The sequence below is a fragment of the Kitasatospora sp. NPDC096140 genome, assembly GCF_040303045.1.
Lineage (GTDB): Bacteria > Actinomycetota > Actinomycetes > Streptomycetales > Streptomycetaceae > Kitasatospora.
The window spans coordinates 1-25,125 of the sequence record NZ_JBEOUW010000056.1 but is presented as its reverse complement, the minus strand read 5'-3'; the positions used below and the strand labels follow the sequence as shown (position 1 = coordinate 25,125).

Annotated in this window: 22 protein-coding genes, 1 tRNA gene and 1 pseudogene; 9 read left to right on the top strand and 15 right to left on the bottom strand. The window is 72.6% G+C overall.

The window, feature by feature from the left end; all coding sequences use genetic code 11:
• Nucleotides 1-69: 69 nt before the first annotated feature.
• Nucleotides 70-1,560, bottom strand: a complete 1,491-nt coding sequence (locus tag ABT048_RS36820) for an amino acid permease (protein WP_350525975.1) — start codon at nucleotides 1,558-1,560, stop codon at nucleotides 70-72.
• A 472-nt stretch (nucleotides 1,561-2,032) separates the two neighbouring features.
• Between ABT048_RS36820 and ABT048_RS36815 the strand changes: the two genes are divergently transcribed.
• Both ABT048_RS36815 and ABT048_RS36810 read left to right on the top strand, forming a co-directional pair.
• Nucleotides 2,033-3,364: a VWA domain-containing protein gene (locus ABT048_RS36815; RefSeq protein ID WP_396552462.1), complete on the top strand. Its 1,332-nt coding sequence runs from the start codon at nucleotides 2,033-2,035 to the stop codon at nucleotides 3,362-3,364.
• Between the two features lie 2 nt (nucleotides 3,365-3,366).
• On the top strand, nucleotides 3,367-4,230 hold the full coding sequence (locus tag ABT048_RS36810; RefSeq protein WP_350525973.1) for a peptidase: 864 nt from the start codon (nucleotides 3,367-3,369) through the stop codon (nucleotides 4,228-4,230).
• An 81-nt stretch (nucleotides 4,231-4,311) separates the two neighbouring features.
• Here ABT048_RS36810 and ABT048_RS36805 read toward each other — a convergent pair whose 3' ends face one another.
• The 10 genes from ABT048_RS36805 to ABT048_RS36760 form a co-directional block, all read right to left on the bottom strand.
• Nucleotides 4,312-5,931: a DUF2079 domain-containing protein gene (locus ABT048_RS36805; RefSeq protein ID WP_350525972.1), complete on the bottom strand. Its 1,620-nt coding sequence runs from the start codon at nucleotides 5,929-5,931 to the stop codon at nucleotides 4,312-4,314.
• Between the two features lie 72 nt (nucleotides 5,932-6,003).
• Nucleotides 6,004-7,314, bottom strand: a complete 1,311-nt coding sequence (locus ABT048_RS36800) for a glycosyltransferase 87 family protein (RefSeq protein ID WP_350525971.1) — start codon at nucleotides 7,312-7,314, stop codon at nucleotides 6,004-6,006.
• Nucleotides 7,315-7,557: 243 nt separating this feature from the next.
• Nucleotides 7,558-7,631, bottom strand: a tRNA-Ala gene (locus ABT048_RS36795).
• Between the two features lie 81 nt (nucleotides 7,632-7,712).
• On the bottom strand, nucleotides 7,713-8,717 hold the full coding sequence (gene sepX, locus ABT048_RS36790) for a divisome protein SepX/GlpR (RefSeq protein WP_350525970.1): 1,005 nt from the start codon (nucleotides 8,715-8,717) through the stop codon (nucleotides 7,713-7,715).
• 149 nt (nucleotides 8,718-8,866) lie between these two features.
• Nucleotides 8,867-9,493 carry a GNAT family N-acetyltransferase gene (locus ABT048_RS36785; RefSeq protein ID WP_350526001.1) on the bottom strand — a complete coding sequence of 209 codons (627 nt, stop codon included), beginning with the start codon at nucleotides 9,491-9,493 and terminating at the stop codon, nucleotides 8,867-8,869.
• Nucleotides 9,490-10,023 carry a MogA/MoaB family molybdenum cofactor biosynthesis protein gene (locus tag ABT048_RS36780; RefSeq protein ID WP_350525969.1) on the bottom strand — a complete coding sequence of 178 codons (534 nt, stop codon included), beginning with the start codon at nucleotides 10,021-10,023 and terminating at the stop codon, nucleotides 9,490-9,492. Before ABT048_RS36780 ends, ABT048_RS36785 begins: the two co-directional genes overlap by 4 nt.
• Nucleotides 10,020-10,460: a cyclic pyranopterin monophosphate synthase MoaC gene (gene moaC / locus ABT048_RS36775; protein ID WP_350526000.1), complete on the bottom strand. Its 441-nt coding sequence runs from the start codon at nucleotides 10,458-10,460 to the stop codon at nucleotides 10,020-10,022. The genes ABT048_RS36780 and moaC overlap by 4 nt, the downstream gene beginning before the upstream one ends.
• Nucleotides 10,461-10,587: 127 nt before the next feature.
• Entirely contained in the window at nucleotides 10,588-11,925 is a 1,338-nt protein-coding gene (gene glp, locus ABT048_RS36770; RefSeq protein ID WP_350525968.1) for a molybdotransferase-like divisome protein Glp, read from the bottom strand.
• 22 nt (nucleotides 11,926-11,947) lie between these two features.
• Complete coding sequence (galU, locus tag ABT048_RS36765; RefSeq protein ID WP_350525967.1) at nucleotides 11,948-12,868, bottom strand: UTP--glucose-1-phosphate uridylyltransferase GalU; 921 nt, start codon at nucleotides 12,866-12,868, stop codon at nucleotides 11,948-11,950.
• A 51-nt stretch (nucleotides 12,869-12,919) separates the two neighbouring features.
• Nucleotides 12,920-13,831 carry a GGDEF domain-containing protein gene (locus tag ABT048_RS36760; protein WP_350525966.1) on the bottom strand — a complete coding sequence of 304 codons (912 nt, stop codon included), beginning with the start codon at nucleotides 13,829-13,831 and terminating at the stop codon, nucleotides 12,920-12,922.
• Nucleotides 13,832-13,893: 62 nt separating this feature from the next.
• Here ABT048_RS36760 and ABT048_RS36755 point away from each other — a divergent pair, with 62 nt between their 5' ends.
• Entirely contained in the window at nucleotides 13,894-14,469 is a 576-nt protein-coding gene (locus tag ABT048_RS36755; protein ID WP_350525965.1) for a 5-formyltetrahydrofolate cyclo-ligase, read from the top strand.
• A gap of 101 nt (nucleotides 14,470-14,570) precedes the next feature.
• Here ABT048_RS36755 and ABT048_RS36750 read toward each other — a convergent pair whose 3' ends face one another.
• A complete protein-coding gene (locus tag ABT048_RS36750; protein ID WP_350525964.1) occupies nucleotides 14,571-17,288 on the bottom strand; it encodes a penicillin acylase family protein in 2,718 nt (905 codons plus the stop codon).
• Between the two features lie 241 nt (nucleotides 17,289-17,529).
• On the opposite strand from ABT048_RS36750, the gene ABT048_RS36745 reads away from it, so the two are divergent.
• The 5 genes from ABT048_RS36745 (at nucleotide 17,530) to mscL (ending at nucleotide 22,131) form a co-directional block, all read left to right on the top strand.
• Nucleotides 17,530-19,014: a potassium/proton antiporter gene (locus ABT048_RS36745; protein ID WP_350525963.1), complete on the top strand. Its 1,485-nt coding sequence runs from the start codon at nucleotides 17,530-17,532 to the stop codon at nucleotides 19,012-19,014.
• 317 nt (nucleotides 19,015-19,331) lie between these two features.
• Nucleotides 19,332-20,693, top strand: a complete 1,362-nt coding sequence (locus ABT048_RS36740; RefSeq protein WP_350525962.1) for an MFS transporter — start codon at nucleotides 19,332-19,334, stop codon at nucleotides 20,691-20,693.
• A gap of 138 nt (nucleotides 20,694-20,831) precedes the next feature.
• Nucleotides 20,832-21,128, top strand: coding sequence for an FmdB family zinc ribbon protein (locus ABT048_RS36735; protein ID WP_350525961.1), 297 nt, complete (start codon nucleotides 20,832-20,834; stop codon nucleotides 21,126-21,128).
• 280 nt (nucleotides 21,129-21,408) lie between these two features.
• Nucleotides 21,409-21,681: a hypothetical protein gene (locus tag ABT048_RS36730; protein WP_350525960.1), complete on the top strand. Its 273-nt coding sequence runs from the start codon at nucleotides 21,409-21,411 to the stop codon at nucleotides 21,679-21,681.
• A gap of 30 nt (nucleotides 21,682-21,711) precedes the next feature.
• Nucleotides 21,712-22,131 carry a large conductance mechanosensitive channel protein MscL gene (gene mscL, locus ABT048_RS36725; RefSeq protein WP_350525959.1) on the top strand — a complete coding sequence of 140 codons (420 nt, stop codon included), beginning with the start codon at nucleotides 21,712-21,714 and terminating at the stop codon, nucleotides 22,129-22,131.
• Nucleotides 22,132-22,156: 25 nt separating this feature from the next.
• Here the strand turns inward: mscL and ABT048_RS36720 are convergent, their stop codons facing one another.
• Together ABT048_RS36720 and ABT048_RS36715 are read right to left on the bottom strand one after the other, a co-directional pair.
• Nucleotides 22,157-22,450, bottom strand: coding sequence for a hypothetical protein (locus tag ABT048_RS36720; RefSeq protein WP_350525958.1), 294 nt, complete (start codon nucleotides 22,448-22,450; stop codon nucleotides 22,157-22,159).
• Between the two features lie 207 nt (nucleotides 22,451-22,657).
• Entirely contained in the window at nucleotides 22,658-23,629 is a 972-nt protein-coding gene (locus ABT048_RS36715) for a sigma-70 family RNA polymerase sigma factor (protein ID WP_350525957.1), read from the bottom strand.
• A gap of 423 nt (nucleotides 23,630-24,052) precedes the next feature.
• Between ABT048_RS36715 and ABT048_RS36710 the strand changes: the two genes are divergently transcribed.
• The gene (locus ABT048_RS36710; protein WP_350525956.1) at nucleotides 24,053-24,997 is read left to right on the top strand and encodes a phosphatase PAP2 family protein; all 945 of its coding nucleotides are present in this window, start codon (nucleotides 24,053-24,055) and stop codon (nucleotides 24,995-24,997) included.
• 28 nt (nucleotides 24,998-25,025) lie between these two features.
• On the opposite strand, the pseudogene ABT048_RS36705 reads toward ABT048_RS36710, so the two are convergent.
• Nucleotides 25,026-25,125: pseudogene (locus tag ABT048_RS36705) on the bottom strand (IS481 family transposase); the annotation flags it as partial.

The following is a 25,125-nucleotide window of genomic DNA, read 5'->3' as shown; positions in this document are numbered from 1 at the left end:
TGATGGCACGAAAAGGGCCGCCGGGTGTCCAGTCGGTCGGCGGCCCTTCACGTCGGATTCGCCTGCGGGTCAGCCGGCGGTCTGGTCGGCCGCGACGGCCGGTTCCTCGGCCTGCTCCAGGCGCGAGTGCTTGATGCTGTAGCCGAAGTACACGACCACGGCGACGGCGAGAGCGATCGCGCCGGCCCGGAAGGTGTCGGCGTGCAGGCCGGTGATCAGGTAGATGCAGAAGGCGACGCTGACCAGCGGGACGACCGGGTAGCCGGGCACCTTGAAGCCGCGCGGCAGGTCGGGCTGGGTGCGGCGCAGCACGATCACGCCGATCGAGACGACCGAGAAGGCGATGAGCGTCCCGAGGCTGGTGATGTCGGCCAGGACGTTCAGCGGGATGAACGCGGCCAGCGCGCCCACGCCGAGGCCGACCACGATGGTGTTCCAGACCGGGGTGCCGGTGCGCGGGGAGAGCTGGGCGAAGCGCTTGGGCAGCATGCCGTCGCGGCCCATCGAGTACAGGATGCGGGTCTGGCCGTAGATCACCACGAGGGTGATGCTGAAGATCGAGAGGATCGCGCCGATCGCGAAGACCATCGCGGGCCAGCTCTGGCCGGTGATGTCCTGGAGGATCTGGGCGAGGCCCGCCTCCTGGCCGTCGAACTTGTTCCAGGGCTGGGCGCCGATGCCGGCCAGCGCGACCAGGATGTAGAGCAGGGTCACCACGACCAGCGAGATGATGATCGCCAGCGGCAGGGTGCGGCGCGGGTTCTTGACCTCCTCACCGGCGGTGGACACGGCGTCCAGGCCGATGAAGGAGAAGAAGATGCTGGACGCGGCGACCTGCACGCCGCCGATGCCGAGCGGCATGAACGGGGTCAGGTTGCCGGAGTGGAAGCCGGTCAGGGCCACGCCGATGAACAGCATCAGGATGACGATCTTGATCGCGACCATGGCCGCGTTGACCTTCACCGACTCGCTGACGCCGCGGATCAGCAGGACGCAGACCATCGCGACCAGCAGCAGCGCCGGCAGGTTGAACCAGTGGGTGCTGTCCGGCGCGCCGGCGAGCTGCTCGGGGATCTTGAACCCGAAGGCCAGGTCGAGGAACTTGTTCAGGTACTCGGCCCAGCTGACGGCGATCGCGGAGGCGGAGACGCCGTACTCCATCAGCAGGCAGATGCCGACGCCGAAGGCCACGCCCTCGCCGAGGGTGGCGTAGGCGTAGGAGTACGAGGAGCCGGAGACCGGGATCGCGGAGGCCATCTCGGCGTAGCAGAGCGCGGTGAGTCCGGCGGTGACCGCGGCGATCACGAAGGACAGGATCACGGCCGGGCCGGCCGAGGGCACCGCGGTGTTCAGCACGAAGAAGATGCCGGTGCCGATGGTGGCGCCGATGCCGATCGAGGAGAGCTGCCAGAGGCCGATCGAGCGGCGCAGGTGGATGCCGGAGCGTCCGCCCTCCTCGGGCGCGCCGGCCGGAAGGGCGTCGCGCCCCTCGCTCTCCGCGATCAGTGTCGAGACGGGCTTGCGTCGCAGCAGACGCGCACCAAGGGTGTTGCTGGCCAAAACTGCGGTCCTTCTAGACGGGGGAGGGTGTGGTGGCGGCTGGCCACCCGACACCACCGATGGGAGTCATTGCGGACCAACCGAACAAAGATGGGACAGTACCCGGCGAAAGCACCAGTGTCGCAAACGAACAGTCCGGGTACGCGCATTGTCCAAATCGGCACATATCGATGTACAAACCGGACACTTCGCAAACGGCGCATCTGCCGGTGAGCAGCTAAAGCAGCAGCTCAGAGCCGTTCCGGGGGCCGGGATTCATCCGCCGAGCACCGCCCGGACCGCCGAGGCGGGCGCTGCGCGGCCGCGGCCCTCCCGCACGGCCCTGCCCCGACGGCCCGGTCGACCGCGCGCACACGAAGCCCGGGCGGGCGCCGATTCGCCGCCCCCGTGCCGGAGTTCACGCCGGAGCGGTCCGACGCACGGTCCGGACTCGTTTCGCCACGGCGAACTGATGATCCCTAGGATCGGCCGGGTGACTACCGGACGACGACCACAGACCAGGCTCGGCAGCCTGCTGGCCGCCCTGGCGATAACGGGCGCCTCGCTGCTCCTCGGCCTGCCCGCCCACGCCGACGAACCATCAGCCGGCGCCGCCCCAGCCCCCAAGGAGGCCCCCCGGGTCGACCTCGTCCTGGACGTCAGCGGCTCCATGACCGCCACCGACATCCAGGGCAAGAGCCGCATCTCGGTGGCCCAGCAGTCGCTGAACGAGGTGATCGACGCGCTGCCCGCGGAGACCGAGTTCGGCATCCGCACGCTGGGCGCGACCTACCCCGGCAACGACAAGAACCTCGGCTGCCAGGACACCAAGCAGCTCTTCCCGGTCGGGAAGACCAACAAGGTCGAGGCCAAGACCGCGGTCGCCACCCTGCGGCCCACCGGCTGGACCCCGATCGGCCTGGCCCTGCGCGGCGCCGCCCAGGACCTCGGCAAGGGCGAGACCACCCGCCGGGTGGTGCTGATCACCGACGGCGAGGACACCTGCACCCCGCCCGACCCCTGTGACGTCGCCCGCGAACTCGCCTCCCAGGGCATCCACCTGGTCGTCGACACCCTCGGTCTGGCCCACGACGACAAGACCCGCCAGCAGCTGCTCTGCATCGCCAACGCGACCGGCGGCACCTACACCGACGTCCGCACCCAGGAGCAGCTCACCGACAAGGTGAAGCAGCTCGTCGACCGCTCCAACGACACCTACACGGTGACCCCGGTCAAGACCGCCGGCACCGACAAGTGCGAGAGCGCCCCGGTGCTCGCCCCGGGCGTCTACACCGACCGCGAGAAGTTCTCCGAGCACCGCGTCTACAAGGTCCCGGTCAAGGCCGGCCAGGAGCTGCGCGCCTCCGTCAGCGTCGCACTCGACCGCCCGACGGCCCGGGACTACGGCGTCCTGCTGCAGGCCACCAGCGCGACCGGCCAGGAGCTGGTCCGCGGCACCGACGCCGGCAGCAGCCGCACCGACGTGATCTCCACCGGCCTGCGCTGGTCCACCGACGACTCCAAGGGCTACGTCACGGCGAGCCCGACCTCCTCCTCGGGCTCCTCGAAGGAGAAGCCGACCACCACCGTCTGCCTGGTCGTCAGCAACTCGCTGGCCCCGCAGGCCGGCGTGCAGGCCGACCCCGGCATGCCGCTGGAGCTGACCGTGGACCTGACCTCCTCCTCGCCCGCCCCCGAGGGCGCCGCGATGGGCCTCGGCCGCGGCTGGATCCTGCTGCTCACCCTCACCCTGGCCGGCCTGGTCTTCGGCCTGCTGTTCGGCTGGATCGCACGTTGGCGGATCGCCGTCTGGCGGGAGAACTGACCATGCGTACGACGATTCGCGGCGCCCTCGCCGCCCTCGCCCTGCTGCCCGCCCTCGCCCTGGGCGCCCCGGCAGCCTCGGCCGCGCCGTCCCCCTCGGCCAGCGCGAGCGGCACCCCGGCCCCGGCCACCAAGGCCGGCACCTCCTTCCTGACGGCGGTCAACCTCTCCCCCGGCCAGGACGCCGAGGTCGCCGCCTCCACCGGCGACTACCTGTACTGGGCGTTCGGCGCCTCCGAGGGGCAGACCCCGACGGTCAAGCTGACCGTCAACCTGGCCCCGGCGACCGACCGGCACGGCCCGCAGACCTGGTCCGTCGAGGTCTTCGACGGGCTGCGCCGCCGCCAGGCCTGCACCGCCGGCACCCAGAACGCCACCGGCGACCAGAACGCCACCTCGGTGGCGCTCGACTGCACCCTGCGCGAGGTCCGCACCTGGGCCGAGCCGTGGTCCGGCGACCCGCTTCCCGGCACCTACTACGTGCGGCTGTCGGTGACCGACGTCCCGCAGCCGGACCTCGGCCTGGCCACCTCCGTCCGGCTGCACGTCGCCGCCAAGGGCGGCTCCGACAACGCCCAGCCGGAGGGCGGGGAGCTGAAGGCCCCGCTGGTCCCGCCGGTCGGCGGCGGTGCGAGCACCGCCAAGGCGGCCGCCCCGGTGGCGGAGGAGGAGCACTGGTACACCGGCTGGTTCTCCGGCTGGAACAGCCGCTGGTACTGGACGATCGGCGGCGGCTTCCTGGCCGCGCTGGCGGGCGTCCTCGGCTACAACCTGACCCGGCACCCGCACGGCCGGCGGCCGGGTCACCACGGCACCGTGCCGCCCCAGGGCTCGTACCAGAGCGGTTCCTACTCCGACCGCCCCTGACCCGCGCCCCAGCACAGCCCGAGGGCCGGCCGGAGGACTCCTCCGACCGGCCCTCGGCCGCGTCCGGCCCCGGGGCGGGCGTCAGCCGCGGAAGAGGTCGTGCCCCACGTCGGACGGGACGACGTCCTGGACCGGCTTGCTGTCCGGCCCCGGCACGTGCTCGCCGGGCACGGGCTCGCCGCTCTCCCGGTGCAGCAGCACCACGCCGTCCTCGGCCCAGAGCTGCCGGTACCCGTGGTCCAGCAGCAGCCGGATCCGCGCGGCCTGCTCGGTGTCCGTGGCGAACGGGAAGGAGCGCTTGTTCGACCGGGTGAGCACGTACTCGCGCCCGCGCGGCGTGCCGTCCACCAGCACCACGTCGGTACGGGCGGTCAGCCGCGGCGCGATCTGGTTGTCGGCCTCCACCGAGGCGCCGTCCGGGATCAGCGCCGCCGCCCGCACCAGCGCGGCCTCGCTCGGCTTGGCCTCCCAGGAGGACGGCACCGCCAGCTGCACCAGCCCGATCGGCACGGCGGCCACCAGGGCGATGCCGGCCGCGCCGAGGCCCAGCCGTCGCGCCCGCCGGACGCTCCGCTCGGGCCGCTCGGTGCTGCTCAGCCGGCCCAGCACCTCGACGGCGGCCGTGAGCAGGATCGGCCAGAGCATCGAGTCGTAGTGCCGGGCGATCGACCAGTGGTTGGGGTTGCTGGACAGGATCCGCTCGGCCAGCAGCGGCACCGCGCACAGCACGGTGGCCGAGCGCAGCGGCAGCAGGAGCGTCGTCCCGAACAGCCAGAGCAGCAGCAGCGGCTTGAGCGGCTGGTCGAAGGCCGTCTGCACCAGCAGGAACGGGTTGTGCAGCAGGTGGCGCAGGGCGTCCCCGCCGTCCGTGCCGAGCGCCGCGTAGTTCCAGTAGTAGCCCGGCTCCCCGCCCATCGCCGGGATCAGCCACGTGATGGCGACCGCCGAGGCGACCGGGCCGCCCAGCAGCAGCCCGAGGCCGGTGAAGCGGCCCGCCCGGTCCCCGGTGCGGCGGGTGCGCAGCAGCAGCACCAGCCCGTACGCCCCGACCATCAGGCCGAGGTCCTCCTTGGTGCAGCACAGCAGGACGGCGGCGAGCACCACCGTGCCGTACCGGCGGGCCAGGCCGCGCTCCAGCATCAGCAGGGTCAGCGGCACCGCGAAGGCGACCTCGTGGAAGCCGACCCGGGCGGCGACCAGCAGCGGCCAGCCGAGGGCGTGGACCAGGCCGGCCAGGTCGGCGGCCCGCCGGGCGGTGCGCGGAGGGGCGGCGGCGAAGCCGTGCGCGGCGATCCGCCGGATCAGCGGCACCCCGGCCGCGAACAGCAGCGACTGCCCGATGATCAGCGAGCGCGGGTCGTCCCAGATCCAGTACAGCGGGGCGAGCAGCGCCAGGACCGGCGAGAAGTGGTCGCCCAGCAGCGAGAAGCCGGGCGGGAACTCGTGGTGGTAGCTCTTCAGCGTGGAGACGGGCAGCCCGAAGTGGGCGTAGCCGCGCACGCCCTGGTCGAATATGCCGAGGTCGAAGCCGCCGAGCGACACCGAGGTCCAGCCCTGCAGTCCGACGGCGCACATCACCGCGAAGCAGAGCGCGGTGAGCAGCGCGGTGCGCCGGGCCGGGCCGTGCAGCAGGGCCGCGGCCGCGTTCCGGGCGGTGGGCGCGGCGGCGGGCGGCGACGGGGGTGCGGTCTGGGTGGTCACGTCAGGTCTGATCCGTCCGGTCTGGGTCCGTCGGGTCCGGTGGGGCGGGCCCGGTGGGTCGGGTCCGGTCCGTCAGGTCCGGTTCGTCAGCGCGGGATCGCGGTCGAGCTTGGCGGCCAGCAGCGCCCAGGCACCGCCGCCGGTGGCATCGACGGCCTGTCGCCGGGCGCGGTACAGCCGCACCCCGAGGACGACCAGGACGGCGATCCCGATCGGCGGGTAGATCGCGCCGGGCAGCTGCCAGTACCAGGCGACCCCGCGGCCCCAGCGGTGCGGCACCGTCCACATGACGTGGGAGAGGAACACGAGGAGGGTCACGCCGAGCAGGACCTGCCGTGCCCTGGTCCGGGCCTCGACCACCAGCAGGGCGATCAGCGGGACGCACCAGACCCAGTGGTGGGTCCAGCTGATCGGCGAGACCAGCAGGGCGGTGAACGCGGTGCAGACCCCGCCCCAGGCGTCGGCCCGGCGCAGCACCCGCGCCGAGCGCCCGGCCAGCACGGCCACCCCGAGTCCGAAGGCGCCGACCAGCGCGGAGGCGGCCAGGCCGACCAGGCCCGGGTCGTTGACGTCGAGCAGCCGGCAGACGGCTCCGCGCAGCGACTGGTTGTCCACCAGGACGGTCACGCCGACGCGGCTCGGGTCCCAGAGGTACGTGGTCCAGAACCCGTACGAGGCGTCGGGCAGCAGGATCCAGCCGATCAGGCCCGCCGCCACGAACGTGCCGGCCGAGACCAGTGCGGCCCGGACCCGGCCGGTCAGGAAGAGGTAGACCGCGAACAGGCCCGGGGTGATCTTGATGGCGGTGGCCAGGCCGATGCCCACGCCCTTGAACCGGTTGCGGTCCGAGCGGGTCAGGTCCCACAGCACCAGGCAGAGGATGCCGAGGTTGACCTGGCCGTACTGGAAGGTGGTGAACACCGGCTCCAGCCAGATGCCCAGGCCGGTCGCCAGGATCACCACGGCGGGCCGGTTGTGCCTGGCCCATCCGGCCAGCTTGAGCGACAGGTGCACCGCCAGGGCGAGCAGCCCGTAGTTGAGGAGCATCACCAGCACGCGCAGGGTGCTCACGTCGAACCAGGTGCTCGGCACGAAGAGCATCGCGGCGAACGGCGGGTAGGTGGCCGGCAGGTCCCAGCCGGGCAGCCGCATCGCGTACAGGTCCTGGCCGCGGACGACGGCCTGGCCCTCGGCCCGGTAGACCAGCATGTCGACCATGGTGGCCCCGTGGGCGTGCCGGAAGCAGGCGAACACCGCCAGTGACACGGCGGCCGCGCAGGCCGCCGCGAGGGTCCAGGAATTCGATCTTCCGGTTTCCGGGGTGCCGCCGGATTCGTCCGGGCCGGACTGCCGCGCCCACCGTGTCAGACCGAACTCGCGCACCGCGATGGCACCCCGTTGAGATAGACCAGATCGTTCCGTCGTCAGCGTCTGGGCCAACCCACCATAACCGACCCCTCTGAGGCCCAAACCGCGTCAGAAACCGCCCCCGGAAGGTGTTGTGATCTCGACCACAACGGGCCGTCGGACCGACCCGTGACGACCCCCGCGCCACAAAACGCGAAATCCCGCCGGGAGTTGCCTCCCGGCGGGATTCGGTGGACCGGCCGGAGCCGATCCGTTGGGTGGAGCTGAGGGGATTCGAACCCCTGACCCCCTCGATGCGAACGAGGTGCGCTACCGGACTGCGCCACAGCCCCAACGAGAAGAAACTCTAGCACCTTTCGGAGGTGGTCCGTGACCACCCCCCGGTGGCGGCGCCGACCGGGGGGTGGCCGGGGTCATTCGTTGGCCGCGCGGGGGCGGGACTCGGTGACCTGCGGCTCCGCGTACTGGTCGAAGAGCGGGGTGCTGCGGGACTCGGCGGGGCGGCCCGCCGTCCAGGTGCCGGGGGCCGACAGGTCGAGGCCCCGGGAGACCCGGGGAGCGACCGGCGCGGTGACGTAGGTCGGCAGCGGGACGGGCACCGGCTCCCAGGAGTCCGGGCCGGCCGCGCCGCGCTCGCGCATGCCGTCGACCCACTCCTCGTGCTCGGTCGCCTCGGCCACCGCGGAGGCGGAGGGCACCGAGACGGTGGCCTCCTCCGGGTCGGCGGCCAGCCGCAGGTGCGGTCGGCGCGCGGCGCGCTCCTCGGCGGGCGTGGCCGGGGCCGGCTCCGCCCCCGCCGGCGCCTCGGCCGGGGCAGCGTCGGCCGTCGGGGCCGGGACGCGCTGCTGCTCGCGCTTGCGCAGCCGTTCGGCCGCCTGGGCGGCCCGGACGCGGTCGAGCTTCACCTCGTACCGCTGGCGCTCCAGCTTGCGCAGGTGGCCGATGTACAGGGTGAGGAGGGCCGCGGGAACGGCCGGGACCCAGAGGAAGGCCAGTCCGGCCACCGCCGCGACCACCGCGCCGAGCGCGAAGCAGAGGAAGAGACCGGTGACCATCCGGCGCCGGCGGGCCAGCAGCCGCGCCCGGCGCTCGACCCCGACCTGCGGCGCCGGGGCCGGCCGTTCGGCCGCCCGCTCCGCCGGTGGTTCGGGTTCCCGCGCCGCGGGGTCGCCGGAGGCGGCCTCGTCCCGTCCGGGAGGGCCGTCGTTGCTGTGCTCGTCGTCACGCGGTTCGTCGCCCAGGGCCCGGGCTGCCCGCCGCTCCAGCGCCGAACGCCCGGCCAGCAGGCGGATGGCGGTGCTGAAGCGTTCCGTCGGGCGCGCCTCGTTGAGTTCGTCCTGCCTGCGGAGCCACATCGGCACCAGATAGGCGGCCCAGGCCCCTACGATGACGGCGTAGATAAGGCCGCTACTGCTCACGATTCACACCGTACGGGCGCCGGGAAGGCCTGGCAGCAATTTGGCCCGGCGTGTCGTGTGATCAAGCTGATTCTCCGACTATTTTGCCGGTATTTGTGACGGTCCGCCACCGGGCCGATGCCATATCGATATTTCATTCGAACATATATTCAATTACCTGGCCGGTGTCCGGAACTGAGCGCGCGCCAGCGCTCCAGCATCCCCTCCGGAACCTCCTCGTCGGTCAGCGCGTAGACCAGGTGGTCGCGCCAATCGCCGTCGATGTGGAGATAGCGCGGGCGGATTCCCTCCGAGCGGAAGCCGAGCTTTTCCACCACGCGCCGGCTCGGGGCGTTCTCCGGACGGATGCAGACCTCGATCCGGTGCAGTCCGAGGGTGCGGAAGCAGTAGTTCACCGAAAGCGCCACGGCGGCCGGGATGATGCCCCGGCCGGCCACCGCCTCGTCGACCCAGTAGCCGATGTTCGCCGAGCACATCGAGCCCCAGGTGATCCCGCCGACGGTCAACTGACCGACCAGCTCGCCCTTGTAGAGCACCACGAAGGGCAGCATCCGGCCCGCCGAGGCCTCGCCGCGCAGGAAGCGGACCATCTGCCGGTAGGTCGGGCGGGGCCCGGCGGTCTGGCCGGCCGGGCCGGGCGGCACGGTGGCCTCCCACCGCCGCAGCCAGTCCCGGTTGCGGCGGCTCACCTCCTGCCAGTCGCGCTGGTCGCGGGCCCGGATCGGGCGCAGCGCGACCTCCCCCTCGTGGAGTTCTACCGGCCAGCCGGCGTTCAGTGCCCTCTCCTGGATTCTGGAGCCCCGGGGGCCGGGGCGTCGGGCCGGGGGTGGTCCCCACCGCCGAGCTGGTCGACGGCGTGGGCGAGCAGCGGCTCCAGGACGGCCAGACCGTCCTTGACGCCGCCGGTCGAGCCCGGCAGGTTGACGATCAGGGTACGTCCGGCGAGCCCGGCGAGCCCCCGGGAGAGCGCCGAGGTGGGCACCTTCTCCCGGCCGTACGCACGGATGGCCTCGGCGATGCCGGGGATCTGCCGGTCGATCACCCGGGCGGTCATCTCCGGGGTGAGGTCCATCGGCGAGATGCCGGTGCCGCCGGTGGTCAGCACGACGTCGTAGCCGGCCGCGACGGCCTCGCGCAGCACGGCCTCCACCGGCTCCCCGTCCGGGACGACCCGGGGGCCGTCGGCGGTGAAGCCCATCGCGGTCAGGCCGGCCACCAGCAGCGGGCCGCCCTTGTCCGCGTAGACACCGGCCGAGGCCCGGTTGGAGACGGTCACGGCCAGCGCCCTCCCGGCCGACGCGGTCATGCGTCCACCTCCGGCGCGAACCAGTCGCCGCTCTTGCCGCCGGTCTTGCTCAGCACCCGGACGGACTCGATGGTGGCGCCCTTGTCCACGGCCTTGACCATGTCGATGACGGTCAGCCCGGCCACCGCGACGGCGGTCAGCGCCTCCATCTCGACGCCGGTGCGGTCGGCGGTCTTCACGGTGGCGGTGATCTCCACCGCGTCGTCCGCGACGGCGAGGTCGACCTTGACGCCGGAGACGGCGATCGGGTGGCAGAGCGGGACGAGGTCCGGGGTCTTCTTGGCGCCCATGATCCCGGCGATCCGGGCCACCGCGAGGGCGTCGCCCTTGGGCACGCCCTCGCCGCGCAGCAGCTCGACCACCTTCGGGGAGACCCTCACCCGTCCGGCCGCGACGGCGGTGCGCGCGGTGGTGGCCTTCTCGGAGACGTCGACCATGCGGGCCGCGCCCTGGTCGTCGACGTGGGTGAGGCGGTCGCCGGGGGGAGGTGTCGTCACGGGTGGCTCCAGGGGCGCGCAGGTCGAAGTACCGCGCTACCGTACAACTCCGTGACTCCCCGGGCGCTCAGGAGTCCAGCAGCACCACGTCGACCTCGCTGCCGGCGGGCAGGTCGGTGACGTCCTCGGGGACGGTGATCAGGCAGTCGGCCCGGGCCAGCGCGCCGACCAGGTGCGACTCGGCGCCGCCGACCGGCTCGACCGTGCCGTCCGCCGCCGAGTAGCGGCCGCGCAGGAACTGCCGACGGCCGGCCGGGGAGCGCAGCGCGGCCGGGCAGAGCGCGCGGACCACCGGACGGTGCACGTCGGCGGCGCCGAGCATGGTGCGGATGACCGGGCGGACGAACAGCTCGAAGGAGATGTAGGCGCTCACCGGGTTGCCGGGCAGGGCGAGCAGCGGCACCCCGGGCGCGTCGCCGATCCGGCCGAAGCCCTGCGGCTTGCCGGGCTGCATCCGCAGCTTCCGGAAGTCGACGCCGCCGTAGGTCTCGAAGACCTCCTTGACCACGTCGTACGCGCCGACGCTGACCCCGCCGCTGGTGACGATCAGGTCGGCCCGGCCGAGCTGGTCCTCCAGGACGGCGCGCAGCCGGTCGGCGTCGTCCGGGACGGCGCCGACCCGGAAAGCGATGGCGCCGGCCTCCTGGGCGGCGGCGGTGAGGGTGAAGCTGTTGGAGTCGGCGATCTGCCCGGGGCCGACCGGCTCGCCGGGCTGGACCAGCTCGCTGCCGGTGGACAGCACCACGACCCGCGGGCGCGGGCGGACCTTCACGGTGGCCCGGCCGATCGCGGCGAGCAGGCCGAGCTGGGTGGGGCCGAGCCGGGTGCCGGCCTCCAGGACCTTCGATCCCGCGGCGACGTCGCTGCCGCGGCGGCGGATGTGCGCGCCCTCGGCGACCGGGCGCAGGACGCGGACCTCCTCGTCCGGGACGGGCGCGGTCATCGCGGCGGCGGCCACGCCGGTGCCGGTGCCGCCGTCGGTCCACTCGACCGGGGCGACGGCGCGGGCACCGGGCGGCACGGGGGCGCCGGTCATGATCCGGGCGGCCTGGCCGGGGCCGACCCTGGGCAGCTCGTCCGCGCCCGCGGCGATGTCGCCGACCACCGAGAGCACCGAGGGGTAGGCGTCGGTCGCGCCCTCGGTGTCGGCGGTGCGGACGGCGTAGCCGTCCATCGAGCTGTTGTCGAAGGGCGGCAGGTCGCCGGCGGCGACCACGTCCTCGTCGAGCCGGCAGCCCTGGGCGTCGAGCAGCCGGAGCTCGATCGCGGGCAGCGGGCCGACGGCGGCGAGCACGTCGGCGAGGTGCTCGTCCACCGTCCAGAGGCGGGGGGCCGCCGGTGCCGGGTCCGTTCCGGCGTCGCAGCAGGCTGCGGGCGTGGTGCTGTGCTCGGTGGACCCGGTCATCGGCGGCTCGCTCTCTGTCGTGTCAGTCCTGCATCTCGGAGCCGACGAACTCCCGCAGCCAGGAGCGGAACTCCGGGCCCAGGTCCTCGCGCTCGGCGGCCAGACGGACGATAGCGCGCAGGTAGTCGGCGCGGTCGCCGGTGTCGTAGCGGCGGCCCTTGAAGAGCACGCCGTGCACCTGGCCGCCGTCGGCGGGCTCGCGGGTGGTGAGCTCGCGCAGGGCGTCGGTGAGCTGGATCTCGCCGCCGCGGCCGGGCGGGGTCTCGCGCAGCACGTCGAAGACCAGCGGGTCGAGGACGTAGCGGCCGATGACGGCGTAGTTCGAGGGGGCCTCGCCCGGCTCGGGCTTCTCGACCAGGTCGGTCACCTGGAAGACGTCCTCGCCGAAGCCGTTGGCCTTGACGGCGGCGCAGCCGTAGAGGTGGATCTGGGAGGGGTCGACCTCCATGAGGGCGACGACCGAGCCGCCGAGCTCCTGCTGGACCTCGATCATCCGGGAGAGCAGCGGGTCGCGCGGGTCGATCAGGTCGTCACCGAGCAGGACGGCGAAGGGCTGGCCGGCGACGTGCTGCTCGGCGACCGAGACGGCGTGGCCGAGGCCCTTCGGGTCCCCCTGGCGGACGTAGTGCATGTTGGCCAGCTCGACGGACTCCCGCACCCGGGCCAGGCGCTGCTGGTCGCCCTTGCGCGCGAGGAGCTCCTCCAGCTCGTAGGCACGGTCGAAGTGGTCCTCCAGCGCGCGCTTGTTGCGGCCGGTGACCATCAGTATGTCGGACAGGCCTGCGGCGGAGGCCTCCTCGACGACGTACTGGATCGCCGGCTTGTCGACGACCGGCAGCATCTCCTTCGGGGTGGCCTTGGTCGCCGGGAGGAAGCGGGTGCCCAGTCCGGCCGCGGGTACCACGGCCTTGGTTACCGGAACTCGGGAGTTGGTCGTCGTCATGCGTTTACCTTACTCAGGCACGTTTTCGCCCGGCCGAGCGCGGTCGGACGGCTAGGACAGCACGTCGCGGGGCACGGCCACAGAGGCTGGCGTATGGGATGGGACCGGCTGGGCGAGGGGGTCCCCTCCGGCACAGGCCGACAGACTACCCGGCTTTCCCGAACGGTCACGTTCGGCAGTCGGACCGTGCTCCGGCCCGGAATCGACCGGCCGGGGAAGCCCGGTGGCGGGCAGGTCGCCGTGGCGCGGCGAGATCCGCCAGCAGTCGCCGCCGGCCGCCCGGGCCTCGGCCAGCGCCGTGTCGGCCGCGCGCAGCAGGACGGCGGCGTGGGCCCCGTCCTCGGGCAGCACGGCGATGCCCGCGGCGGCGGTGAGGCCGTTGCCGCGCACCGGGCGGGACTCGCGCGTCCCGGAGGACCAGTCGAGCAGCAGGTGGCGGCGGACCGACCAGACCAGCCGCTCGGCGACCTGCACGGCGCCCTCGGCCCCGGTGTCGGGCAGCACCACCAGGAACTCCTCGCCGCCGTACCGGCCGAGGGTGTCGGCCCGGCGGATCTCCATCGCGAGGCGCTGGGCGAGGTCGCGCAGTATCGCGCCGGCCCGGCCGCGGCCGTGCTCGGCGACGACCGCGTCGAAGCCGGTGATCGCCAGCATCAGCACGGCGAGCGGGCGGGGGCCGTCGCCCGGGTCGGTGTGCTCGGCGCGCCGGGACCGTTCGATCTCCCGGTCCAGGGTGAGCTGCAGGTGGCGGTAGTTCCACACGCCGGTGAGCGGGTCGCAGGACGCGGTGCGCTCCAGTTCGGCGCAGTGGGCCTCCAGCTCGGCGATCCGCTCCCGCAGCCGCTCCGTCCCGGCCGCGGCCCCGGCCCGGACCCGCCGGACCCGCACTCCGAGGGCGGTGGCGCCGGCCAGTGCGGGGACGCTGAGCGCGGCCAGGGCCTGGACCAGCAGCGGGGTGGACAATCGGGGCGCCCTTTCGCGTGGCAGGCTCTGCGCGTCGGCGGTCTGGAGACGTGGAGGATCCGGTGCACAACGAGAAGAGCGACCTGAGGACACGGCTGCTGACGCGGCGCCGCGGGCTCTCCGCCGAGGAGCGCACCGCGACGGCGCTCGCGCTGGCCGGGCACGCCGGGGAGCTGGCCGGGCCGGGCGCCACGGTGGCCGCGTACGTCTCGGTCGGCGCCGAGCCGGGCACCAGGCCGCTGCTGGACGAGCTGCGGGCGCGCGGGGTGCGGGTGCTGCTTCCCGTGCTGCTGGCCGACAACGACCTGGACTGGGCCGAGTACGCGGGGCCCGGGGAGCTGGCCCCGGCCGGGCGCGGACTGCTGGAGCCGGTCGGTCCCCGGCTCGGGCCGGAGGCGGTCACCCGGGCCTCGGTGGTGCTGCTGCCGGGACTGGCGGTGGACCGCGGCGGGCTGCGGCTGGGCCGGGGCGGCGGCAGCTACGACCGGGTGCTGGCCCGGCTGGGGCGGGCGGGCGTACGGCCGGTCCTGGCGGTGCTGCTGTACGAGCACGAGCTGCTGGAGCGGGTGCCCGCCGAGCCGCACGACCGGCCGGTGGACCTGGCGGTCACGCCGTCGGGGGTGCGGCGGCTGGGCTGACGGCGGAACGGGCTCGCCCGCCGGGAGCGGCTGCGGGCCCGGGAAACGGCGGCGGCCCCGCTCCGGGGTGGGAGCGGGGCCGCCGGGTGTCCGTCCGGGCGTCAGCCGGTGGTGAGCACCAGCTTGTGCTTGGTGGCCTTCTCGACCGCGTCCGGGCTGGAGGCCCAGGTGAGCAGCTTGCCCTTGAGCCAGAGGTCGGTCTGGTCGTTGTAGTTCTCGTGGAAGGCGTGGCCGGAGGCGCCGCCGACGTTGATCCAGCGCGAGGCGTCGAGGTCGTTCAGGTCGACCACCATCCGCATCGACGGGATCCAGTCCACCTGGTAGCCGGCCGCCGCGTTCCAGCCGGCCGCGTCGACCGCCGCCGAGCCGCCGGAGAGGCGGTACGGGCCGCGGTTGAGCAGCTTGTGGAGCACGCCGGAGGCGATCGAGGAGTCGTCGGTGCCCAGGGTCTGCTCCTTGAGCTCCAGCTTGTGCAGCCGGCCCCAGCTCCAGGTGGAGACGTCCTTGCTGAGCAGCGAGGTCAGCTCCTGGCGGGCGTTCTTCATCGCTTCCTTGAGCAGGTTGTCCAGGCCCTTCTGGACGTTGTGCTGGGAGTCGATGTACGTCCACCACGAGCTGTCGGGCTTCTCCAGCTGGTCGCGCACCACCTCGGTCCAGCGGTCGCCGCCGTCCGGCTGGGCCTTGGCCGGGTCACGGGTGCCGCACTCGGTGACGATCCTGGTGGTGCTGTCCGGCTTGGTGGGGTCGTCCTGCTGGCGGACCAGCAGGCAGTTGTCCTTGGCCCGGAGGTCGGCCGGGAACTTCTGGCCGAAGGCGAGGGTGAGCAGCTGGCGCCAGACGCCGTTGTAGTAGGCGGCGGCGGCCGAGTCGGCGTCCTGGTGGTAGTTCCAGTCCTTCAGCAGGTCCTGCGCCTCGCGGACGTACGGGTCGTCGATCTGCTGCTTGAGCAGCAGCGGGACCAGCGTCTTGGCCATCACGTTGGTGTTGTCCAGCTGCAGGGTCTGCATGTCGTCCGGCGAGATCTTGCCGTTGTTCTTGAGCAGGCCCTCGATCTGGTCGGTGATCTCCTTGGCGCGGGTGCCGTACTCCCAGTCCTTGGTGAGGCTGTACTTGTAGCTCGGGTCCACCACGGCCTGGTTGGCGGTGACGATGTAGCCGGAGGAGGGGTTGAGGCTCCACGGCAGCGCGTTGAACGGGATCGGGTCCTTCCACTGGTACGCGGAGTCCCAGCCCAGCGCGGGGTAGGTGCCGTCGCCCTTGCCGCGGACCGGGATCGTGCCCGGAGCCTGGTAGCCGATGTTCTTGGCGTCGGCGTAGATCAGGTTCTGCGCGGGGACGGTGAAGTCCTTGGCGGCGGCCCGGAAGTCGTCCCAGTTCTTCGCCTTGTCCAGCTCGAAGACGGCGTCCATGGTCTTGCCGGGGCTGAGCGCCGTCCACTGCAGGGCGACGCCGTAGCCGCCGGTGCCGCGGTCGGGCGCGGAGGTGCCGTTGGGGGCGTACTTGCCGACGTTCTGCTGCTCGTTGCTCTGGTCGGAGATCAGCGGGGCGCCGGTCTGGGTGGTGCGGACCGTGATGGTGCGGTCCTCGCCGCCGGCGACCTTGATGGTCTCCTTGCGGAGGTCGAACTTCACGTCCTTGCCGTCGACCTGGTAGGTGTCCGGGCCGGTGACCTTCTCCAGGAAGAGGTCGGTGACGTCGGCGCCGAGGTTGGTGAAGCCCCAGGCGACGTCCTTGTTGTGGCCGATTATCACGCCGGGCATGCCCGCGAAGGTGAAGCCGGAGACGTCGAACTGGCAGGCCGGGGAGGCCGTCCGGCAGTGCAGGCCCATCTGGTACCAGACCGAGGGCAGGCCGGGGCCGAGGTGCGGGTCGTTGGCCAGCAGCGGCTTGCCGGTGGTGGTGTGGGAGCCGGCGACCACCCAGGAGTTGGAGCCGATGCCCTGGCCGGGGCGGCCGAGCAGCTGCGGCATCCCGTCGATCCGGTCGGTGAGGCTCTGCAGCATCGCCTTGGTGGTGGCCTCGCCCTGGGCGGTGGCGGTGCCGTTGCCGGTGCCCGGCTGGGCGGAGCCGTCGGCCGGGCGGTAGGCGTCGCCGGCCACGGTGCCGGTCTTCACGATGGTGCCGTTGCGGGTGTACGGGTAGTCCGGGTACAGCTCGGCGATCTTGTCCGGGGTGAAGTCCTGGGCCAGCAGCGAGCGGTCGACCTCCTCCTGGAGGTTCCCGGAGAGGTTCCAGGCCATCGCCTTGAGCCAGGCCACCGAGTCGACCGGGGTCCACTGCTCGGGCTCGTAGCCGCTGTTGACGACGCCGAGCAGGGTGTACTCCAGCGAGGCCTTCGCACCGCCGGGGTGCTCGGCGAGCCAGGCGTTCACGCCGTCCGAGTAGGACTGCAGGTACTTCTTGGTCTCCGGCGACAGCTTGGTGTCGAACTCCTTCTGCGCCACCTGCCGCCAGCCCATGGTGCGGATGAAGGCGTCGGTGTCGACCTGGCCGTCACCGAACATCTCGGAGAGCCGGCCGGCGGTGATGTGGCGTCGGACGTCCATCTCCCAGAAGCGGTCCTGCGCCTGGACGTAGCCCTGGGCGCGGAACAGGTCCTCGGGAGTGTCGGCGTACAGCTGCGGGATGCCGTTGGCGTCCCGCTTGACGTCGACCGGCGCGGTCAGGCCCGCGACCTTGACGCTGCCGTCCACCTCCGGGAAGGACGCGCGGACCGCGGAGACCCCGCGGTAGCCGCCGTAGCCGACGCCGGCCACCAGCAGCACGACCAGCACGATCACGAACAGACGGGCGCGCCGGAACTTCTTCGAGCGGGGCATCTGGGTCCTTGCGGTCCTGACTTCGGGGCGGGCGGGCGTGTCCAGGGCCAGCGGCCGTGACAGGGAACCACATTAGGCCGAGTCTGCCGAGCACTGTGAACGGGGGACCAAGCTAAAGATATGGCAAAATGTTAGACTGCGTAACGATCCGCAAGGGGAGCATTGACGCCTTCTTAACGGGTCGACCCCTCAGCACCACCCTGACACCCCGTCCGCCCCTGCCTGCCCGAGGTGCCACTGCGTGAACGTCTCCCACCTGAACCAGCTCCTCCTCGAAGCCTCCGTGATCCTGCTCTTCGCGGTGGTCGCCGTGCGGATCTCCACCCGATCAGGGCTGCCCAGCCTGCTGATCTATCTGGGGATCGGCGTGGCGCTGGGCCAGAACGGAGTCGGCTTCACCTTCAACAACGCCGAGCTCACCCAGGTGATCGGTTACGCGGCACTCGTGGTGATCCTGGCCGAGGGCGGTCTCAAGACCAGCTGGCGGGAGATCAAGCCGGTGATGCCGGCGGCCACCGTGCTGGCCACCGTCGGCGTCGGGATCAGCGTGTTCGCCACCGCGGCCGGCGCGCACTGGCTGGTCGGCCTGGACTGGCGGACCTCGCTGCTGCTCGGCGCCATAGTCTCCTCGACCGACGCGGCGGCCGTCTTCTCGGTCCTGCGGATGGTCCCGCTGCCGCACCGGCTCACCGGTCTGCTGGAGGCCGAGTCCGGCTTCAACGACGCGCCCGTGGTCATCCTGGTCGTGGCCTTCGCCACCACCGGCGAGCTGGACCCCTGGTACGTCCTGATCGGCACGATCCTCGCCGAACTCGCGATCGGCGCGGCGATCGGCCTCGCCGTCGGCAAGCTCGGCGCCTTCGGCATCAAGCACGTCGCGCTGCCCTCCTCGGGCCTCTACCCGATCGCCGTGATGGCGCTCACCGTGCTCGCCTACGCGGGCGGCGCGCTGCTGCACGGCTCCGGCTTCCTCGCCGTCTACATCTGCGCGGTGATCCTCGGGAACTCCAAGCTGCCGCACGGCCCGGCCGTCCGCGGTTTCGCCGACGGGTTGGCGTGGATCGGGCAGATCGGCATGTTCGTCCTGCTCGGCCTGCTCTGCACGCCCGCGACCATGGGGTCCGCGGTGGTGCCCGCGCTCGTCATAGGCGGCGTGCTGGTCTTCCTGGCCCGGCCGCTGTCGGTGGTGGTCTCGCTGACCCCCTTCAAGGTGCCGGCCCGCGAGCAGGCGCTGCTGAGCTGGGCCGGGCTGCGCGGGGCGGTGCCCATCGTGCTGGCCACCATCCCGGTGGTGTCGGGCGCGCACCAGGCCGAGGACGTGTTCAACATCGTCTTCATCCTCGTCGTCGTCTTCACCCTGCTCCAGGGGCCGACCCTGCCGTGGGTGGCCAAGCGGCTGCGGATCGGCGAGGGCGCGATGGGCCAGGACCTCGGCATCGAGTCCGCCCCGCTGGAGAAGCTGCACGGGCACCTGCTGTCGGTCGCGCTCTCCCCCACCTCCCGGATGTCCGGCGTGGAGATCGGCGAGCTGCGGCTGCCCAAGGGCGCGGCGGTCACCCTGGTCGTGCGCGAGGGCAACTCCTTCGTGCCGGACAAGGCGACGGTGCTGCGCGGCGGGGACGAGCTGCTGGTGGTCACCACGGACGACGTCAGCGAGGCCGCGGAGCGGCGACTGCGGGCCGTCGACCGGGGCGGCAAGCTCGCGGGGTGGCTCAACGGGCGGTGAGCCCGGGGCGCTCTGGGCGCCTGGGGTGCTTGGGGCGCTCCGAGCCCTCCGGGGTGCTCGGGGCGGGGTGGGCTGGCGGGATCTACGCGCGTAACTGTATGCTGGTTCGACCACGCCGTATAACCACCGCTAGACCACCCCCAGCATCTGCCTGACGCAGAGTTGGCGCGACCGCTCGGCGGCCGCGGTCCGGCCCCCGGCAACCACACCGGGCCGACCCGGTATCTACCCCGGTCGACGCGCGAGAGGACGACTCTCGGCGCCGTCGGGGCCACACCATGCCCTGCCGCGCTACCAGGCAGCAGGAAGGACCGACCGTGACGGCCCGCCGAACGGTCGATACCTCCGCGGACAGCACCGCGGACACCAGCGCAGCCCAGGCCCCCGCCCGCGTCGGGTACGGCGAGCTGCTGCGCACCCCCGGAGCCTGGACCTTCCTGGCCCCGGCCCTCGTCGCGCGACTGCCGTACGCGATGCTCAGCATGGGCATCCTGCTGCTCGTCTCCAAGACCCACGGCTCGTACGGCACCGCCGGTACGGTCACCGCCGTCGCCGCCGTCGCCCAGGCCCTGGTCGGGCCGCAGACCGGGCGGCTGGCCGACCGGTACGGCCAGGCCTCGGTGCTCGTCCCGACCGTCCTGGTGCACGGCGCCTCGGTCGGCGTACTGATCGCGCTGGCGCTCGGCCACGCGCCGGCCTGGAGCCTGTTCCTGGCCGCCGTCCCGGCCGGTGCGAGCGTCCCGCAGATCGGTGCGATGGTCCGGGCCCGCTGGGTCGCCCGGTTCACCGCCGACGGCCCGTCCGACGCCTCGGCGGCCCGGGTCAGCACCGCGTTCGCCTTCGAGTCGGTGACCGACGAGTTCACCTTCGTGATCGGCCCGATCCTGGCCTCCGGCATCGCCGCCATGGCGAGCCCGGCGACCGCCCTGGTCGCCGAGGCCGCGCTGACCGTCGTCGGCGGCCTGGCCTTCGCCGCCCAGCGGCGCACCGCCCCGGCCCGGATCGTGCCGCAGCCCGGCGCCGAGCGCGTCTCGGCGATCGCCTCCCCCGGCGTGCGGCTGCTCGCCGGCTCCATCCTCGGGGTCGGCGCGGTGTTCGGCGGCATGCAGGTCTCGGTGAACGCCTTCGCCGACTCGGTCGGGCAGCACGACGCGGGCGGCACCGTGTACGGGATCTTCGCGGGCGGCTCGATGCTGGCCGGCGTGCTCTACGGCGTGATCGCCTGGCGGCGGCCCGTCCACAAGCGGATGCTGATCAGCTACGCGCTGCTGGTGCTGGGCTGCTCCACGCTGTGGGCGATGCCGAACCTGGTCGCGCTCACCGTCGCCGGGCTGGTCTGCGGCCTGGCCATCGCGCCGACCCTGATCAGCGGCTACACCCTGGTCGAGACGCTGGTCGCGGACGGCGCCAAGACGGAGGCCTTCACCTGGCTGACCGGCGCCATCGGGCTGGGGCTCGCGGTCGGCTCGATGGTGGCGGGCCGGCTGATCGACGGGCACGGGCCGTCCACCGGGTTCCTGGTGCCGCTGGTCGGCGCCGGCCTGGGGCTGCTCGCGCTGTTCTCGCTGCGGCACCTGCTGGTGGCGCCGCGGACTTCGAACCGGATCGTCGCCGGCTCCGCGGCGGGCTCCGTGGAGTCCGCCGGTGCTGCGCAGCTGGTGGGCGCGGCCAAGGGCTGAGCGGGGCGGTGGTTCGCGGCCGATCCCGGGCCGGGGCGGGGCCGATCTCACACCGGAGTCGCTGGACTGATCCCGCGGAATGCCGCATCATTGACCATCGTTAGCACTCATCAGGCGAGAGTGCCAGGAGGAAGACAAGTGCCCACGTACCAGTACCAGTGCACCGAGTGCGGCAACGGCCTGGAGGCGGTGCAGAAGTTCACCGACGAGGCACTGACCACGTGCCCCGACTGCCAGGGACGGCTTCGCAAGGTCTTCTCGGCCGTGGGTGTCGTGTTCAAGGGGTCCGGCTTCTACCGGACCGACAGCCGCTCCTCCTCCAGCAGCTCGGTCGGTTCCGGGTCGTCCTCGACCTCGTCGACGACGACCTCCTCGGCCCCCGCGTCGGGCACGGGCTCCTCGGCCCCCTCCAGCCCGGCTCCGGCCGCGAGCTGACCCGGGCGCCCGGAGGGAATCCCGGCGCACAGCAGTCCTCGGAAAGGCCCGTCGACCCCGCTTCCACGCGGGGGCGGCGGGCCTTTCCGCATATGTTCGGCCCGCTTTCGTCAACTCCGGAGGACCCGGCCGACCGGTGTGGGTGCACGAAGTCGTCCACAGGGGCGGGTTTGTCCACAGGCTGGGGAAACGGCTTTCCGGGCCCGGCCCGAGCGCGCATCGTGTGGGTGGTCAGCCGGCCCACCGGGGGTCGGCTGCCGGACCCTCCGGAGGTGCGTCGATGACGACCGTGGGCTTCTCCGTCCCGCTGCCCGCCCCCGCCGTTCCACCCCGGCAGGAGGTGCCCAGCTTCCCGCCGATCCGGCGCGGGTGCGGCGGGTGGCACCGTCTGCGCAGCGCGGTCCGGCGACGGGCCGGAGTGCCCGCGCTGGTGCTGCTCGCGGTGGCCGCCGCGCTCGCGCTCGGGCCCGCGCGGGCCGGCCTGCCGCCGTCCGGCGGGGGCGCGCTGGGCCGGACGGGTTGTCAATCCGGGACTGCGGAAGATCACCCGTAACCCGGCAACGACTTCGTCGTTCGAGGCGGCATGAAGGGCTTCAAGGAATTCCTGCTGCGCGGAAATGTCGTCGAACTCGCCGTCGCCGTGGTCATCGGCGCGGCTTTCACCAACATCATCAACGCCTTCGTGAAGGGCGTGATCAACCCGATCATCGGCGTCTTCGGAACGAAGGACCTGGGCTCCTACAGTTCCTGCCTCAAGGGGCCCTGTGTGGTGAGCCCGACCGGTGAGGTCACCTCCGGGGTCCAGATCCTGTGGGGATCGGTGCTCAGCGCCGCCCTGCAGTTCCTGATCACCGCGGCCGTCGTCTACTTCGTCCTGATCGTGCCCATGAACCGGATGGCGGCCCGCCGCAAGACCCCCGGGGAGGTCGCGGCGGAGGCCGAAGCCAAGGAGGTCCAACTACTGACCGAGATCCGCGACGCGCTGGTCGCGCCCCTGCGCTGACGCGCAGACCTTCCCCGTCCGCCCCTCAGCCCCCGTGGTGCGGCGGGCGCTGGCTCAGGTACCAGTCCAGCCCCCGCCCACCGCTCTCCCCCGCCCCGGAGCGCTCGCCCCAGCCGGTGTCGGTGTCGTCCCGGGACTGCTGGTCCAGCGGGTCCCGGAAGACCAGCCGGGCCTTGGCCGCGGGCTTCTGCTGCGGCTCGCCGTCCCGGGTCGGGTCCTGGTTCCCGCTCTGGTCCTGGCCCTGGCCCTGGTTCCGGCTCTGGTCCCGGACCTCGCCCGTGCCCTGCTCCGCCGGCTGTTCCTGCCCCTGCTCGCTCACCCTGTCCACTCCGTCGTTCGCGTCGTCCTGGCCGCCCGTCCTGTCCCTCCAGCCTAAGAGCCCCGTGGCACGACTCGGGCCCCGGTGCGGAGCGCTCCGTACCGGGGCCCGGGCGGGCGGCGGCAGATCCGTCCGGCAGGCCGGCGGACGGGCTGGTCAGGGCGGGCCCGACGGCCGGGCGCGGGCGACCGGCCGGGCTCGGGCCGGTCAGGCCGCTTCGAAGCCCGCGTGGTCCGCGATCTTCTTCAGCTCGGCCAGCGCGTGCTTCTCGATCTGCCGGATCCGCTCACGGGTGAGGCCGTGCTGCTTGCCCACCTCGGTGAGGGTGCGCTCGCGGCCGTCCTCCATCCCGTAGCGGGAGCGGATGATCGAGGCCGTGCGGTCGTCCAACCGCCCGATCAGGTCGTCCAGTTCCTCACGGCGGAGCATCACCATCACGGCGTCCTCGGGGGACGTCGCCCCGGTGTCCTCGACGAGGTCGCCGAACTGGGTCTCGCCCTCGTCGTCCACCGACATGTTCAGGCTGACCGGGTCACGCGCCCAGTCCAGCACGTCCTTGATCCGGGCCTCGGTGGTGTCCAACTCGGCCGCGATCTCGGCCGGCTCGGCCTCGCGCCCCAGTTCCTTGGACTTCTCGCGCTGCACCCGGCGGATCCGCCCCAGCTCCTCCACCAGGTGCACGGGCAGCCGGATGGTGCGGGACTGGTCGGCGATGGACCGGGTGATCGCCTGCCGGATCCACCACGTCGCGTACGTGGAGAACTTGAAGCCCTTGGCGTAGTCGAACTTCTCGACGGCGCGCACCAGGCCCGCGTTGCCCTCCTGGATGAGGTCGAGCAGGGGGAGGCCGCTGCGCGGGTACCTGCGGGCGACCGCGACCACGAGCCGGAGGTTGGAACGGATGAAGACGTCCTTGGCGCGCTCCGCGTCGGCGGCTATCGTCTCCAGCTCCTCGCGCGTGATGCCGTCGGGGAGTTCGTCCTCGTCCAGCAGATGCTGGGCGTACACCCCGGCCTCGATCCGCAGCGAGAGCTCGACCTCCTCGGCGGCATCGAGCAGGGGCGTCCTGGCGATCTCGTCGAGGTACATGCCGACCAGGTCACGGTCGGCCTCAAGGTTGGTCGGGCGGGCCGCGCGAGTCCGGTCGGCCCTGTCGCGAACGACGGCACGGGTGGCCATGCTTGCTCCCTTTGCTGGTGTTGCCGAGGTCTGCCTGCCTGCCCCGAGGGCAAGAAGTGCGGGCCCCACGGGGCTCACACGTAACGATCCAACGAACAGATTCCGGACAACATTCCCAAGTCACTCCGATTCTTCCCGGTGATGCAGTATCCTGCCGGTTTTCACTCCAGCTTTGGACGCTCGGTGACCACTCGGGCACGACCCGTGCATTCCGGCGACCGTTCACGGAGCGATTTCTTCACCCGACCCTCACGCGCCGGTCGCCTACTGGTTGAACCCGCGAACGGCCGCCGGCGTTCCCGCGCACCCCCGCCCGCACGCCCGCGCCCACGCCCCGGCGCACGCAGGACCTCCGCACAAACGATGCCGAATCGCTATCGCTCCAGCTCCCGATCGGCACAGGACACTGGGAAGGTGTCAGCCATGCACCTGACCAACAGCACGACCTCCGCCACTGCGCGTAATCGCAGTCTCCTGCGGGACGCCGCGGTCATGTTGGTCTGTGCCGCACTGTTCAGTCTCCTGGCGGCCCTGGTGACGGGCCACTGGCGCCCGCTGGAACGCTTCGACCAGGAGTGGACCGACGAACTGCACATCTACGCCCGGGAACACCGGATCTGGACCGCCTCGGTGCAGACGCTCTCGGACATCGGCGGCACCGTCACGATGCGTACACTCCTCGGAATCGCCGCCGCCTGGCTCTGGTTGATCGGCGCGCGGGTGCTGGCCGGCTGGGTGGCCGCCCAGACACTGGTCGGCTGGGGCGCCCAGTGGGCCCTGAAGCTGGCCTTCGACCGCGCGCGGCCCGGCTTCTCCGACCCGGTCTCGCACGCCGGCGGCCCGGCCTTCCCCTCCGGCCACGCCATGGCCTCGACGATCACCTGCGCCGTCCTGGTCAGTCTGCTCTGGTACCGGGTCCGCCGCCGGGGCCGGACCGCCGCCTCCGCGGTGGCGGCGGCGACCGTGCTGACCATCGGCTGGACCCGGATCGCGCTCGGTGTGCACTGGCCCAGCGACGTGCTGGGCGGCTGGCTGGCCGCCGGGATCGTGCTGGGTGCCGTGACCACCGTGATCGAGCTCTGGCGGCCCGGCGCGCTGGCCCGCGACGTACGGCGGGTCAACTGGCGCACCAGGCCCAGGGTTCAGCGGGTCATCGTGTCGTCCGGCCGACCGGCCCGGACCGTCGACCCACTGGACGAGGACCACCCGGACGACGCCCCGCAGGCCGAGGGCACGCCCGAGCCGGACCCGCCGGCCGACGGCGCACCGGGCAACGGCGTACCTGGCGAAGGCACGCCGAGCGGACGCGGCCGGGGCGGTGCGGCCCGGAAGGACGCGGCCGACCGCCCCGACGAGACCGTCAGTTGAGTCCGCGTCACCGGCTCGGACCCGTCGGCTAGCTGTTCTGGCCCGTGAGGTTGGGAACGCGGCTGGCGGGTGGCTTGCCTGCGAGTGCGGTGTGTCCGCGGTGGTGATTGTAGGTGTGGAGCCAGTCG

Excerpts from the sequence above, each read along its gene's own strand:
- ABT048_RS36780 (WP_350525969.1), bottom strand. The coding sequence starts at position 10,023 with ATGACCGCGTCGGCCGGGAGGGCGCTGGCCGTGACCGTCTCCAACCGG.
- glp (WP_350525968.1), bottom strand. The coding sequence starts at position 11,925 with ATGACCGGGTCCACCGAGCACAGCACCACGCCCGCAGCCTGCTGCGAC.
- ABT048_RS36710 (WP_350525956.1), top strand. The coding sequence starts at position 24,053 with ATGCACCTGACCAACAGCACGACCTCCGCCACTGCGCGTAATCGCAGT.
- ABT048_RS36715 (WP_350525957.1), bottom strand. The coding sequence starts at position 23,629 with ATGGCCACCCGTGCCGTCGTTCGCGACAGGGCCGACCGGACTCGCGCG.
- galU (WP_350525967.1), bottom strand. The coding sequence starts at position 12,868 with ATGACGACGACCAACTCCCGAGTTCCGGTAACCAAGGCCGTGGTACCC.
- moaC (WP_350526000.1), bottom strand. The coding sequence starts at position 10,460 with ATGGTCGACGTCTCCGAGAAGGCCACCACCGCGCGCACCGCCGTCGCG.
- ABT048_RS36750 (WP_350525964.1), bottom strand. The coding sequence starts at position 17,288 with ATGCCCCGCTCGAAGAAGTTCCGGCGCGCCCGTCTGTTCGTGATCGTG.
- ABT048_RS36730 (WP_350525960.1), top strand. The coding sequence starts at position 21,409 with ATGACGACCGTGGGCTTCTCCGTCCCGCTGCCCGCCCCCGCCGTTCCA.
- mscL (WP_350525959.1), top strand. The coding sequence starts at position 21,712 with ATGAAGGGCTTCAAGGAATTCCTGCTGCGCGGAAATGTCGTCGAACTC.
- ABT048_RS36810 (WP_350525973.1), top strand. The coding sequence starts at position 3,367 with ATGCGTACGACGATTCGCGGCGCCCTCGCCGCCCTCGCCCTGCTGCCC.